The sequence below is a fragment of the Aureisphaera galaxeae genome (assembly GCF_028561275.1).
GTDB classification, from domain to species: Bacteria; Bacteroidota; Bacteroidia; order Flavobacteriales; family Flavobacteriaceae; genus Aureisphaera; species Aureisphaera galaxeae.
This window is the reverse complement of sequence record NZ_JAQQTF010000006.1, coordinates 545,855-559,562: the sequence shown is the minus strand read 5'-3', so window position 1 is coordinate 559,562 and position 13,708 is coordinate 545,855. Positions and strand designations below refer to the sequence as shown.

Below are 13,708 nucleotides of genomic sequence, written 5' to 3'. Positions count from 1 at the left end.
ATGGGAAAAATCACCTGGTTTTTGAATTTCAAGTAGAGGGCGGCAATTGATCCTACGGAAGTATAGAATAAAGCATCATCATTCTCTTACATACACTTGTACCCAACCTCCCCAGCGTTCGGGTAGTTTCCAGTGTATACTGTCCTTGTTTTTAAAAAATAGAGTTCCTGTAAATGATCTTAATTCAAATTTGTCTTTTTCAATAGGTAGTAAATGGTGACCCACATAAAAGTCATTCAGATGAAGGTATAAGTCATTGTCCACATTTTTTATATCTATAATACGATCTTCGTTGAGCTTAAACCTACCGGTATATGTACTGAAATCCTGTGTTGGACTATATGTATCTTCTCTTTTTTTCGGATAGAAAGTGTCGGTTGAATCTTTAAAATAAATTTTCGCGAGGTCTTTGGTCCAATCCACCCACAAACCATTTTCAATATTGGAAAGCAAAACCATAGTTACCTTTTCTTCGGGAAAAATGAATAAAGAAGAAACAAACCCATTATTCATGCCAGTTTGATTTAAACAAAACCTCCCAGCTATAGAATCCCTTCCCCATCCATACGGATAGGCTTCTTTAAAAACATTAACTGAATTTTTACTTGCGATGCTACTTCCCCATTTCCATAAATCAATCGCCGAAGAATACATAGAGCCAGACCCTAAAGACAGAGAATAATTCACATCGGGTATGTATCGGGTTAATTCGGGTCTAGGGCCAGGGAAGTTAGGATTTGAGAAATCTTTGGGGAATTCATGTGTGCTCAAGTCACCCGTGTGCTGCATATCATAAGTTGTAAAGAAGTTTTCTTTTAAAAACGCACCATACGATTGTCCGCTTACAGTTTCTACAACTCTTGCGAGTATTGTAAATCCCGCATTACCATATCTTCCATCGGTCCCTGGTTCAAATTCTAAAGGTTTCTTTTCTATTTCAGATACAAGTGCTTTTGCATCAAGTATGTTGTGCCTGTTAAGCTCCCAATCAATATCTGCCAATCCTGATTCATACCTCAGTAAATTCAATATGGTGATTTGATCACCATATTTAAAATCGGGCAGGTATTTACTTACTTTATCATTGAATTGAATTGCTCCTCTATCCTTCAATAAAATGATGGCAGCTGCGGTAAAGGTTTTAGAGTTAGATGCTATACAAAACGTACTAGTAATAGTATGTTTTACCTGTTTTTCAAAATCTGCATATCCAAACGTATATTGCTCCAGAATTTCATTTTCATTCCCAATCAAAATAGTTCCCGAAAAGTCCTTGTTTTCAGACAACACATTAAAGTAATTGTATATTTCTGTATCCTCCTCAATCTGAACTTCAGCGATTTTTTCTTTACATCCCGTGTTCAGAATTATTAAAAAACCTAGAATATATATAGCATGTGGCTTCATGGTTGTTTCTTTTGAAGGTGCGTATTACGCAAAGCTATTAGGTAGATTTTAGATCAATAGGCTACCACGGTATGAAAAAGGGGTGAAAAAAGGAGGAAAAACGTATTAGGACGTGCTTTTTATAGGATTTTACTTTTCTCTACTGAACAAAAAGTAAATACAGAATCTTCTAAAGGGTACCGGGCAGAACGGCATTTTCTTAAACCGCAAAAATCGATGAATAGAAGACGTATATAGGCCATAAAAAACCCGGCCCGACTGTTATGAAGAGGTACCCCAATACAAACCTTTCAATCGTCGGACCGGCAAACAACTAGTATTAAACTCTTATGTATCTATGGCCGTGTTTCAATAAACACGTTTGATATCTTTTATATCCTTGTCGCAATCCTGTTTGCAAATCGCGAAAAAGCCTTTTATTGCTATGGAGCATCTTGGGAACCCAAGAAAAAATGGCCTTGCGCAATACTATCGATTGAATCGTACCAATGAACGGGAAATCGCCTTCATAAATCTCGTATGGAGCTAGTCCATCTACAGGGAGTTGATTGGTATCAATTATTTTGAGACCCATGCGATAAGGTGTTGCTTAATGATGATGTAAAATTCATACATAGAACAATTCCAATCAAGAGTGGAACGCCCCAAATTACTACAGGAAAAACCCTGATTCTTTTTCCTGTTAGAAGAGGTTCAGAAACTTCAATCCGAAAATAAAGGCACCTTTGCTGTTCCCTTCAAACTGCGAATGCACATAGTCTACACGTAAGAATCGGAATTTGCCCCATCCCAGATTATCAATACCAATAGAGAGTTCGCTATAGGGTTTACGGTCTTCGGTAAGTAGGATGTGCCCTCCAGCAATAAGATTGAAGTTCAGTTGATTGATTCCGGGAATCTTTCCGAGGACCCAGCCCTTAAAATCGTATTCGGCATGTCCTTCAAAATAGCTTTTGTTGGTACTTAAGGAGTAATACGGAAGTAAGTTGAACACGTTGAGGTAGTTGAATGAAGTGCCCACCCGTGTTTGATTGCCATTAAAATGCTGATAGTCCACAAAGGAGATGTCGTCCCCATCTAAAAATGTACCTCCTTTTAGATTGTATTGCAACACCCCAAAACTCTGAAGGGAGACGTATTGATAAAGACGAGCCCTAAGTTGTGTATAGTTATAATCACTATTGGAGGCACCCATACCATTTTCAACCGCGAGAAATAGTTGTGGATATTTTGTAGATCCTATATTGTACTTTCCATCAGGATAGGTAAAATACTTCTGTGCAAAGGAAATATTGGCACTAAAGGTCGATTTTATAATATCATGCTCATCAATAGCTGGTTCTGGAACGTTGACGACCGGATTATTGGAAGTATAGTCCACATCATCATCGGGAAAGATGACATAATCGGTGGTGTTGAAAAGCGGCTTTCGTTTTTCGTATCCCACATTTAAAAAGGCCCGTAGTCCATTAAACCATTCCTGCTGGTATGCCAATCGGGCATAGGTGAGATCGTACACCTTCATATAGTTTCTTTCAAAAAAGAGGGTAGATACGCTATTTATTAGAGGGCTAATAGGTTCACTTGGATTGAATTGCGCCACGGTATTTCCTCCGGAAATGGAAAGTCTTAGGCGATTAATGCGATTAAAATTCTTGGTAAGACTCCCTGTGAATCGTAGTCGATCGTCCGAAATACCATAATTGGCATTCACATTTGCACGAACCCAACGCGTTCGGTTCTCGTCATACCATTTATAGAAACCGATACCTGCACTACTGTTCCAACCCTGAACAGTATTAAAGCTCGTTTGTAATAGGGGACCGTCATAGTTGATGGACCATTTCTCATAACTGTTACGATAGGTATACTCCATTAAAGGATCCAACAATCCGAACTTATTGTTCTTTCGGTCGATGGAATCTAGATAGGTTTTCGATTTTCGCAGTTCCTGAATGCTGTCTTTACGTGTATAGTCATTAACTTCTTCTAGGGTAAGGGGAACTGGGCGGATCGCTTCCCAATAGAGGCTATCCTTTTTGTTGGCCAAGGGTTCAAAAAAGAGTATCTCATTACTGAAGTCTTTCTTTTGAAACCCTGGATTGAAATCATAATCGCTGTAATTGGCTATAAAGCGTCCATCCCCATTAAAGCCAAAGAAACCAAAGCCAAAATCGATGGTCTGTGAAATCTTGACCCATGCATTTTCGGTTTCATCGAAAGTGAAGTTCTGCTTAAATATGAGATCCTTTACAAAAGGCACCTGAATAGCTTCTCCGTTGGTAGTAAGCTCTACTCCATACAATTGCCAGTCGTCTTCCACGATATAAATAACACCCTTCCAAACCCTATCTTTGGGGCGTCTTGGAGTGACGATGATTTTATTGATAAGCTTGTTTCCCTCATAAAAAACCCCATCCAATTGGTAGCGATAATACCCTAAGGCATTGGCGGCAATAGGGGAAACAATTGAGGTGTTCATGGTGATGCTATTTTCATAAAAATTGAAATTGGCATCCCCGGCACTATTAAAACTAAATCCGTTATCATCCCCACTTACTTTACTAGCTGTAACGCGTTCCTTAAAACTATTAGGTCGCTCGTAAGCAATTTCACTAATGGTTTCGGACAAATAGATGATTCCTGTACGTGTCGAATCGAGCGCGCCATTAAAGTCTCCCACGTCCTGTCCAAGGATTTTTTCGGGAGCATCCTTTACCCTCCAAAGTCCACGGGAATAGAATTTCGCAGTATAGGCTGAAATCCGCTCCAGATTTTCCTTCCGCCGTTGAATGGTTTCCCGTATAATTCGATAGGCCGGATCTTCGGAAGTGGAAATCACCACTTCATCCAAACTTACCGTGGCTTCCGAAAGGGACGTATTAAGCTCGTAAGGGAATTGGGCTATGGTTACTTGTTTTTTGGAAGTAGTATAGCCCAGAAACTGAAAGACAATGGTGTAGTTTCCCGTTTTGGATAGATCGAGCGAATAAAAACCTTCTTCGTTACTGGTAGTCCCCGTGTAACTGTTCTCTAAGTAAATATTTACGTAAGGGAGTGGATTTCCTTTCGTATCGGTTATCGTTCCCGTGACTTGGGCATTGGAATAAAGGGTGACGAAAAGAAAAGTAGCTAGTAAAATTCGCTTCATACGGATGGTTTCTTATAAAGACGCTCTGAAATTGAAAAAGGTTGTTTGCTATTGCAACGTGAAAGTAACCAATCTTTGTATGAGAAATACTAAAGAAATGTTAGTTGGGAAATATTTGGGTACGTTTCCTGCTATTTTCGATCCATATCATATCCCTTGTTATCGGTATCCATGGTACTTATAGTATTTCGGTCTGGAGTCAATTCTTAAATGCAGCCAGTACACTCCCAAACCAGCGGTGCTTAACCATTTTCTGTTTTGACCAATGTTTTCTTCATAGGTTTCGCCCACAGTTTTCCAGAAATGGTCTACCTGTTCCTTGGGAGCCCTTCGAACAAAATTTCCAATGTGCGAATAACTTTCGGTTTCGCCCATGGGTGTAGGGACGATTAGGATAGCATCTTTCCTAAGGTTTGGAAAAACAACTGTCATGCTTCCATTTTTGAAATGCGCCCGAAAGGCGTGAGGTTCAGGACTTACTTTTTCTAAGGACGTACTTCTCATCACCACAAATTCATAGGTTTCGTCCAATTCATGGATCGTGATGGAAGGGTTTTCCCAATAAAAAGCCCCAAACTCAACATCTACAAGGAGTTGGTTGTAGAATTGCCTAAAGCTTTGGTTCTCTTTCCAACGTTTAATCACATCCCTTCTTTTTAAAGGGACGTCATTCTCATAAATAACGAACTTAATGAGCTCGTTTTCTTTTAAAACATCTTTTTTGGCTCGCCACATGGTTTCGAGTTCTTATATAGGCTGAGGAGGAAAGTGGTAGACTAGTTATTGAAAGCCTTTTTAATTCTGCTTAGGTTTCGTTTGTTATCGCGATCTTTCATGGTTTCACGCTTGTCGTATTGTTTCTTACCGCGGCAAAGCGCAATTTCCAATTTGGCAAATCCCTTTTCGTTGGTGAACAATAACAGAGGAATAATGGTTAATCCCGTATTTTTCACATCCTTTTCCAATTTTCGGAGTTCTCGTTTGTTGAGCAATAGTTTGCGCTCGCTTTTCGGGGCATGCTGGAAATGGGTAGCGTGCGAGTATTCCTGAATGGTCATATTAATGACAAACAATTCCCCGTTGGCGAATTCGCAGAAACTCTCGGCAATGGATGCCTTTCCTTCGCGAATAGCCTTTATTTCCGTACCTCGTAATACAATCCCAGCGGTATACTTGTCCAGAATTTCGTATTCGAAACGGGCCTTACGGTTCTTTATTTGTACATTTTTTTGCAATGCCATAACGGGGCAAATGTAGTACAAATTTATTCTTTAGGCCTAGTAATTTTGTCACCTTTTACAGGCGAATAATCCCGTTCTAAGGTTCCATTTATCCAAAGGGAATCGAAATAACATTTTACTCCAATATCTCCCAAAACATTGGGCCCGTCCTGTATATGTATGTGAAGATGGGCTTCGGTGGAGTTACCCGAATTTCCACAATTACCCAAATACTGTCCCCGTTTTACAAAGTCGCCTTCCTTTACTTTTACGGTTTCTTTTTCGAAATGGGCATAGACGATGTACTCTTCATTTTCAGTTTTAAGGATCACACTGTTACCCAGCATTTGTGTTGGATTCATGATACCCGGCCGATTATCTTCAACACCCGTAGTAACTTTGTACAACAAAGCGTCGCATACTGCGTATATGGGTTTTCCAAAAGCATAATAATCTTCATTTCGGGTACCGCTGCGTTCGTAGGACTTTCCATTTTTGTCTAAAATCAAAAAATCGAAAGCATGCTTTTGTGTTTTTGAAACCACATGATAGTTCTGGGCCTTGGTATCACCACCCCAGAAGGTATACCACTCACCCTTAAAGGGTAGCGATAATGGCGTTTGGTTTCGGTCCATTTTGGCTACTGAATTTTCTTCGGCGGCGGGTAGAAAGCGAAGTCCACTCATAATACCGTCTGGTTGTAGTGTAAGAGCTATATTTTGTCTTCCATGTTCGAATGTCGCTTCGTAAGTTTCTGTAAAGCCTTCCCTAGAAATGAACTTGTATTCCGTGATGCTTCCTAAATTATCCCGAAAAGTAGTTACGATAGCTTTCACATTTTTAAGACCCAATTGTTCCTGCATGCGCGAATTCATCATGTCGTAGATCGCTTGCGAATCCCCTTGATTGTAATATTCCTGAAAGGTTTTTAAAGTTTGCACATACGATTCTGTCTGGCCGAAAATGGACATGCTTGCAAAAAGGAGAAGGAAACAAAATTTTTTCATTTTCTTGGGATAGTTTTGGTAAGGGATTGTTTTAATTTGTGACCAAATAGCTATGATTGTTACATTTTTAAACGTATGAAACTCCTTCCTATTTTAGCAATCACATTACTTGTTATAGCTTGTAACGAGAAAAACACTGAGCTTACGGCGCAACAGATCGTGGACAAGTCTATCGTCAATGCCTGTCAAGGCAATTGTGAGCATGCCACGATCGATTTCACCTTTAGGGATCGACGTTATGTAAGTAAGCGGGATGGAGGCGCCTATAGTTTAGAGCGGATTATATCAGATTCTACAGGGGTAACCCATGATGTAGTAACGAACGACGGATTTACCCGCTTTAAGAATGATTCCTTAGTGAAAGTTCCAGATTCTATGGTCACACGCTATTCCAATAGTGTAAATTCGGTGCATTACTTTGCACAATTACCTTTTGGGTTGAATGCTCCCGCGGTGAATAAAAAGTTGCTGGGTGAAGACATTATTAATGGTGAGCCTTATTATGAAGTAGGGGTCACTTTTAAGGAAGAAGGTGGTGGAACCGACTTTGAGGACGAATTTGTCTATTGGATACACAAAGATCGGTTTACGGTCGATTATTTGGCTTATAGCTATGCTACCGATGGAGGCGGTATCCGTTTTCGGGAAGCCTATAATCCTCGGGAAGTAGAAGGCATCCGTTTTGTAGATTACAACAATTACAAGCCCAATTCCAAAGATATTGCACTCACTACTCTAGACTCCCTTTTCCAATCCAAGGAACTAAAATTGCTTTCTAAAATTGAGACGGAAAATGTTGGAGTACGTCTCCAGCAGTAGTTTCACAAGAAATTTCTACTTCAGGAAAACCGACTCTTGCCTTTTTACGTATATACGGTTAAGGTTTGAGTTTAGTTGTTTTGTGTTAGGTTGGTTTTTTGTGAAGAAACCCTCCCTTGTACCAGCTTCCTTCGCCATAGTAACATGATTACGGAGGCTGAATAACATTGGAGGGTTTTGTTTGTTATAGATACTGTGTAAGGGTCAAGGCGGTATAAGTAACCATAAATGTAGTAATACAAAGTATGTAAACGCCTAAGGCAGTATTGTGTTTTGTTTGTGTTTTCATGATTTGGTTTTTTTGATTGATACACTACTATGACGATCAAGCAGATCGTTTTGTTACAAAAATTCCGTAAAATTTTGAAAATAAGTTACTTATCGATAGTATAATTCATAAACCCAATGAGCATTTCGTCTATGCTTTGTATGCCATAATGCAATTCTTGTGAAGGGTCCGGATTTAAAGGGTTTTGGTAACTATTGTCGTACACTCCTTCAACCACCAGAACTGTGTTTTTGGGTAAGGAAATAGGTTCCTTTAGTTTGTAGATGAGCTGCCAGTTGAAATTATAGTCGGGAACCGAAACCAAGGTTTGTATTTCTCCCGAAGGAAACGCTGCCATGATTTTGATGCTTTTTCCTCTGTAATGCATATGCGGTCCCAAATAATGAAGCGTAATGTCTTTAGTAATAGTATCCCTTGCCACAACTTTGGTATCCTTGGAGTAGGGTGGAATCGTGAAGGTATGATTGTAGGGAGCAATGGCATACAATGGGTTGGCCGGAGGCGTTTCGTGAAAGTAAAACCCGATTTGGGTTTCGTCTACTTCTGGTTTTCCTGTGGTAGTATAATGAATTTGAATGCTTAAGGAGCTACCTTTTTTCAGAAAAACACCAGTGCTGTCTGGAAAAATGGTTGTTTCATCTCCTCCCGTGCCCACAGCTATGTAATTGTCGATCCATGGCGTAGGAGGTCTATTTACAATTAGGCTTTCTTTGTTGCCGTCCGTTTCAGCAATCACGAAGTGATGCACTACTTTCGGATTCCCTGGTTTCATGGCAATACCACTAATCCAAACATCGCGATCCACATTTAATGTAAACTTTTGGTAGCGGTAGGGAATAACTCCCGTTGCTGGAATGCTTTCTTTTTTCAAGGTTACAATGTCATCGGGCGTTCCCATGGGCCAAACCAAGGTATCGGTTGGGATAGTAGCTAACGGATCTTCACCTGGACCTTGTTTCATGCCCGTTTCGATCCAACGTACGACTTTACGCGCCTGTGAATCCGGAAGGGAAAAACTATTGGTGAATTCGCCAATGGTAGGATCGGCTTTCCAAGGTGGCATTCGCTTGCTCCATAAGACTTCCTTAATCATTTCGGACCAACCCACGATAGTAGGGTAGTCCTTCATTTGCCATGGAGCAATACCGCCATCCTTATGACAGCGAACACAATGATTTTGTAAGATAGGAGCAATGTCTTGGGTGTAGGTAAGCGAATCTTCTTTTTGTGTTTTTGAAAGCCTCGTTACCTTACATCCTTTGGTTACCTCAAAGGTCTTAGCGATTGTCTGACCCTGCAATAGTGTGGTAAGGGCATCTCTTAGATAAGATTCAGTGGGAGCGCTTTTCTGCCCTTCAAAATCCAAACGATTGTTTACAGGGCCACGATATAGCACCTCTCGTGTCGTAGGGTGGAGGATAATGGCTTCGGCCGTGGTATTGATATCCAAGGCATCGGCAAACAACTGATTGGAATCCAATAATACCGGCACTTGAAAATTGAAATCTTCGGCTTCTTTCCGAACGGATTCTCGACTGTCCTGAAGGTTCGCATTCAGCATAAAAAATGCAAAGTCATCTTTGAATTCCGCAACGACTTCATGAAAATCGGTAAGGCCATTCCTAACAATGGGGCAGCCATTTCCTTGTACATATAGGACTATGGCCTTGCTATCGTTGTAACGTGAAAACCTGTGGAATTCTCCATGGGCATCATAGAAGGCATAATCTGCCTTGCGCCCGTCGGCAATAGGCTGAGGTGCTTCCTTGCAACTCACAAGACAACCAAATAGAAATAAAAGAATGAATAGCCGGCGAACCATGTTGCGAAAGTACTAAAAGCTGAACAATCCCTTCAAAATAAAAAACCACCCAGAATCATGCGATTCCGGGTGGTCAACCAACCAAATATGAGGGGTTTTCTGAGTCGATAGCTTCAAGGGAACCCCCAGCCCTTTATGTGTTCACTAAGTCGGATTGATTCCGAAATACCAGTGTGTCGTCAAAACTATCCAGTAGAATGATGCTATCTGTCGTTATTTTCCCAGAAAGGATCTCCTTAGATAGTGCATTCAACACTTCACGCTGTATCACCCGTTTTACAGGTCGTGCCCCGTATTGAGGATCGAATCCTTTTTCGGCCAAGTATGCGATGGCCTCTTGGGTAGCATCCAGCGTAATATTTTGCTTGGATAGCATTTTTGTCACGCCGCGCAACTGAAGCCCCACAATACTGGTAATGTCTTTCTTAGATAACGGCGTAAACATGATTATATCATCTATCCGATTCAAAAATTCAGGTCGAACCGCTTGTTTTAACAATCCCAGTACTTCTACTTTGGCAGCTTCCATAGAAGTTTCCATATCCTTCATCGTCTCGAACTTCTCCTGTATGATATGGCTTCCCATGTTACTGGTCATGATAATAATCGTGTTTTTGAAATCGGCTACACGCCCTTTATTATCTGTTAGTCGTCCTTCGTCCAGTACTTGTAACAAAATATTGAAAGTATCTGGGTGTGCTTTTTCAATTTCATCCAATAACACTACCGAATAAGGCTTTCTACGTACCGCTTCGGTCAGCTGTCCGCCTTCATCATAGCCCACATATCCTGGAGGTGCGCCCACCAATCTACTTACACTATGGCGTTCTTGATATTCGCTCATATCGATGCGAGTCATGGCGTTTTCGTCGTCGAACAAATATTCCGCCAACGCCTTTGCCAGTTCGGTTTTACCCACTCCCGTAGTTCCTAGAAATAGGAAGGAGCCTATGGGTTTTTTTGCATCTTGCAATCCTGCACGACTTCTTCTAATAGCATCGCTCACCGCTATAATTCCCTCGTCCTGGCCTACCACACGTTTGTGAAGTTCGTCTTCGAGGCTTAGGAGCTTTTCACGTTCGCTTTGCAGCATTTTCGTCACAGGAATACCGGTCCATTTGGCAACCACTTCGGCAATATCCTCATGGGTAACCTCTTCCTTGATCAAGGCACTATCCTGTTGTTGCTGTAATTGTGCTTGAAACTTTTCTAAGGCCTCCTGCGCTTCCTTTATCTTTCCGTAACGGATCTCGGCTACTTTTCCGTAATCCCCATCACGTTCGGCCTGTTCGGCTGCCTGCTTATAGGTTTCAATATCTTTTTTGGCGTTCTGAATGTTCTCTACCACTTCTTTTTCGCTCTTCCATTTGGCATTCAGTTCGTTTCGTTCCTCTTTTAGGTTTGCCACTTCGGCACCCAAGGATTTTAACTTTTCAGCATCCTTTTCCCGTTTAATGGCTTCGATCTCAATCTCCAATTGCATAATCTTACGATCCAATACATCCAATTCTTCTGGTTTGGAGTTGATTTCCATGCGAAGCTTAGAAGCCGCCTCGTCCATAAGGTCTATGGCCTTATCGGGTAGGAAGCGATTGGTGATATAGCGTTGTGAAAGTTCTACCGCAGCAATAATGGCTTCGTCCTTAATTCGAACCTTATGGTGGGTTTCATATTTCTCCTTAATCCCACGAAGAATGGAAATAGCACTTTCGGTATCGGGTTCATCCACCAATACTTTCTGAAAGCGTCGCTCCAGCGCTTTATCCTTTTCAAAATACTTTTGGTATTCGTCCAAAGTCGTAGCTCCAATAGCACGCAGTTCTCCTCTTGCTAGGGCTGGCTTTAGAATATTGGCAGCATCCATGGCTCCTTGTCCACCGCCGGCACCTACAAGAGTGTGTATTTCGTCAATGAAGAGTACGATGTCTCCATCACTGGTTGTTACTTCTTTAATTACAGATTTAAGACGCTCTTCGAATTCCCCTTTAAATTTTGCCCCTGCAATCAATGCTCCCATATCTAATGAGAATACTTCCTTACTCTTTAGGTTTTCGGGAACATCGCCTGCAATGATTCGGTGGGCGAGACCTTCGGCAATCGCTGTTTTTCCAGTACCAGGTTCCCCAACCAACATTGGGTTGTTTTTGGTGCGACGGGAAAGTATCTGAAGAATCCTACGTATTTCTTCATCACGCCCTATTACAGGATCCAGCTTGCCGTCTTTGGCCAACTGATTCAAATTACGAGCGTATTTATTCAGTGAATTATAAGTGTCTTCTGCACTCTGGGAAGTTACATTCTCCCCTTTGCGCAATTCTTCGATGGCTGCTTTCAAGGCCTTTTCGGTAACGCCTTGATCTTTTAGGGTTTGGGCTATCACACTTTTCGATTTGAAAATAGCCAGTAGTAGGTGTTCTACAGAAACATATTCGTCGTTCATTTTCTTGGCCAAAATGCTAGCCTCGTTCATCGCCTTTCCTGCATTTTGCGAAAGCATGAGCTGCCCGCCTGATACTTTGGAGAAAGTTTCCAACTGCTTGTCTAACACCTGTTTTAACAAATCGACGTTGACATCTAATTTCTTCAATAGGAAAGGAGTCACATTCTCATCGACAATAAAAATCCCTTTCAAAATGTGTTCGTTCTCTATTTGTTGGTGCCCGAATTCCTGAGCAAGCTGCTGTGCTTGCTGCAGGGCTTCTTGACTTTTTATAGTGAAATTGTTGAAATTCATACATTCAATTTTGTCTGAACCATTCAAAATGCACGCCAAGCTGAAAACAAGCCATTTTGACCGATTTCCGTATTCTTTTTCGGTCAAATTGACGGATTTTGTAAGGTTTTTACCTTTTTTCCGAAGTATTTGGTGTAACGAGATATTATATATTTGACAAAAATTAAAAACAATGGGATTATTTGGGTTATTTGGTAGTAATAAGGACAATTCGGAAAGGGAGCAAAAAGAACTTCCTTGGAAACGACTTACTTCGGTAGATCAGCTTTCACAGATTGTAGCGGAGTCCAAAACCAAGCCTGTTGCCATTTTCAAGCATTCTACCCGGTGTGGTATTAGCCGAATGGTACTACGCAATTTTGAAGGGACCTACGATCTTGATCCCGAAAATATGCACCTCTATTATTTGGATCTTCTTGCGTATCGAGATGTGTCGGATGAAGTGGGATTCCGATTTCAAGTGCTGCATCAAAGTCCACAGTTGATCGTCATTAAGAATGGAGTAGCCGTGGCCCATGCTTCGCATCACGGTATTCGCGCAGAAGAGTTGGTGAATTTCGTTTAAAACTTACCCCATGAAAATTACCCTTACGGTTTTCCTATTTTGTTGGTGTGCGTTCGTTTTCGGACAGGACATTACAGTATTGGAATCGAAGCAAGAGAAAGACTCCGATTTTTTCGATTATGCAGATTATGCCGAGGAAGATGGTAAGTTGGTTCCCATAGGTGGTCTTGAATTCTTGAAGGGATGCAGTTGGTATTGTGGTGGAAGCGTGAACGAGATTACGGCTTCTTCTGAGTTGGCCCAGAACGGATCCATTACTTATGAACCGGATAATGCCCATGATTTCAATGAAAAAACAGCATGGGTAGAAGGCGTTGAAGGTTACGGTATTGGAGAATCTATTGAGTATGTATTCGACTTTATTCAGGATCCTATTTACAATACGAATTTGGGAGTTAATAAATTGATCATTGCCAACGGATACAAGAAAAGCAGAAGTGCATGGGAAAATAACTCCAGAATTAAACAGTTACTTATTTACATAAACGATGAGCCAAAATACCTTGTAAACCTTAAAGATTCATTTGAGATCCAAACAGTAGCATTCGAAACCATAAAATTCTTTCACGACAGAAAGGTTCGGATGAAATTTGAAATCAAGGATGTTTACGAGGGAAAGAAATATAAGGACACAGCACTCAGCCTACTTATGTTCGATGGTGTAGGCGTACACTGATAAATAAAAAAATCCCCG

Annotated in this window: 10 protein-coding genes; 3 read left to right on the top strand and 7 right to left on the bottom strand. The window is 41.0% G+C overall.

The annotated features are described in order from the left end of the window. Positions 1-78: 78 nt before the first annotated feature. The 5 genes from POV27_RS12855 to POV27_RS12835 form a co-directional block, all read right to left on the bottom strand. A complete protein-coding gene (locus POV27_RS12855; protein ID WP_272863178.1) occupies positions 79-1,254 on the bottom strand; it encodes a serine hydrolase domain-containing protein in 1,176 nt (391 codons plus the stop codon). A gap of 835 nt (positions 1,255-2,089) precedes the next feature. Further along, on the bottom strand, positions 2,090-4,558 hold the full coding sequence (locus tag POV27_RS12850) for a DUF5686 and carboxypeptidase regulatory-like domain-containing protein (protein ID WP_272863177.1): 2,469 nt from the start codon (positions 4,556-4,558) through the stop codon (positions 2,090-2,092). Between the two features lie 159 nt (positions 4,559-4,717). Beyond that, complete coding sequence (locus tag POV27_RS12845) at positions 4,718-5,293, bottom strand: DUF6940 family protein (protein WP_272863176.1); 576 nt, start codon at positions 5,291-5,293, stop codon at positions 4,718-4,720. A gap of 41 nt (positions 5,294-5,334) precedes the next feature. Beyond that, positions 5,335-5,799, bottom strand: coding sequence for an SsrA-binding protein SmpB (smpB, locus tag POV27_RS12840; RefSeq protein WP_272863175.1), 465 nt, complete (start codon positions 5,797-5,799; stop codon positions 5,335-5,337). A gap of 23 nt (positions 5,800-5,822) precedes the next feature. Beyond that, positions 5,823-6,785, bottom strand: coding sequence for a peptidoglycan DD-metalloendopeptidase family protein (locus POV27_RS12835; RefSeq protein ID WP_272863174.1), 963 nt, complete (start codon positions 6,783-6,785; stop codon positions 5,823-5,825). A gap of 75 nt (positions 6,786-6,860) precedes the next feature. On the opposite strand from POV27_RS12835, the gene POV27_RS12830 reads away from it, so the two are divergent. Continuing rightward, positions 6,861-7,604, top strand: a complete 744-nt coding sequence (locus POV27_RS12830; RefSeq protein ID WP_272863173.1) for a DUF6503 family protein — start codon at positions 6,861-6,863, stop codon at positions 7,602-7,604. Positions 7,605-7,978: 374 nt separating this feature from the next. Here POV27_RS12830 and POV27_RS12825 read toward each other — a convergent pair whose 3' ends face one another. Together POV27_RS12825 and clpB are read right to left on the bottom strand one after the other, a co-directional pair. After that, positions 7,979-9,670: a redoxin domain-containing protein gene (locus POV27_RS12825; protein ID WP_272863172.1), complete on the bottom strand. Its 1,692-nt coding sequence runs from the start codon at positions 9,668-9,670 to the stop codon at positions 7,979-7,981. A 178-nt stretch (positions 9,671-9,848) separates the two neighbouring features. Next, entirely contained in the window at positions 9,849-12,449 is a 2,601-nt protein-coding gene (gene clpB, locus POV27_RS12820) for an ATP-dependent chaperone ClpB (protein ID WP_272863171.1), read from the bottom strand. 172 nt (positions 12,450-12,621) lie between these two features. Here clpB and ytxJ point away from each other — a divergent pair, with 172 nt between their 5' ends. Together ytxJ and POV27_RS12810 are read left to right on the top strand one after the other, a co-directional pair. Then, positions 12,622-13,014, top strand: a complete 393-nt coding sequence (gene ytxJ, locus POV27_RS12815; RefSeq protein WP_272863170.1) for a bacillithiol system redox-active protein YtxJ — start codon at positions 12,622-12,624, stop codon at positions 13,012-13,014. 10 nt (positions 13,015-13,024) lie between these two features. Next, a complete protein-coding gene (locus POV27_RS12810; RefSeq protein ID WP_272863169.1) occupies positions 13,025-13,690 on the top strand; it encodes an NADase-type glycan-binding domain-containing protein in 666 nt (221 codons plus the stop codon). Positions 13,691-13,708 lie beyond the last annotated feature (18 nt).

Excerpts from the sequence above, each read along its gene's own strand:
- POV27_RS12850 (WP_272863177.1), bottom strand. The coding sequence starts at position 4,558 with ATGAAGCGAATTTTACTAGCTACTTTTCTTTTCGTCACCCTTTATTCC.
- smpB (WP_272863175.1), bottom strand. The coding sequence starts at position 5,799 with ATGGCATTGCAAAAAAATGTACAAATAAAGAACCGTAAGGCCCGTTTC.
- ytxJ (WP_272863170.1), top strand. The coding sequence starts at position 12,622 with ATGGGATTATTTGGGTTATTTGGTAGTAATAAGGACAATTCGGAAAGG.
- POV27_RS12810 (WP_272863169.1), top strand. The coding sequence starts at position 13,025 with ATGAAAATTACCCTTACGGTTTTCCTATTTTGTTGGTGTGCGTTCGTT.
- POV27_RS12845 (WP_272863176.1), bottom strand. The coding sequence starts at position 5,293 with ATGTGGCGAGCCAAAAAAGATGTTTTAAAAGAAAACGAGCTCATTAAG.
- clpB (WP_272863171.1), bottom strand. The coding sequence starts at position 12,449 with ATGAATTTCAACAATTTCACTATAAAAAGTCAAGAAGCCCTGCAGCAA.
- POV27_RS12830 (WP_272863173.1), top strand. The coding sequence starts at position 6,861 with ATGAAACTCCTTCCTATTTTAGCAATCACATTACTTGTTATAGCTTGT.
- POV27_RS12835 (WP_272863174.1), bottom strand. The coding sequence starts at position 6,785 with ATGAAAAAATTTTGTTTCCTTCTCCTTTTTGCAAGCATGTCCATTTTC.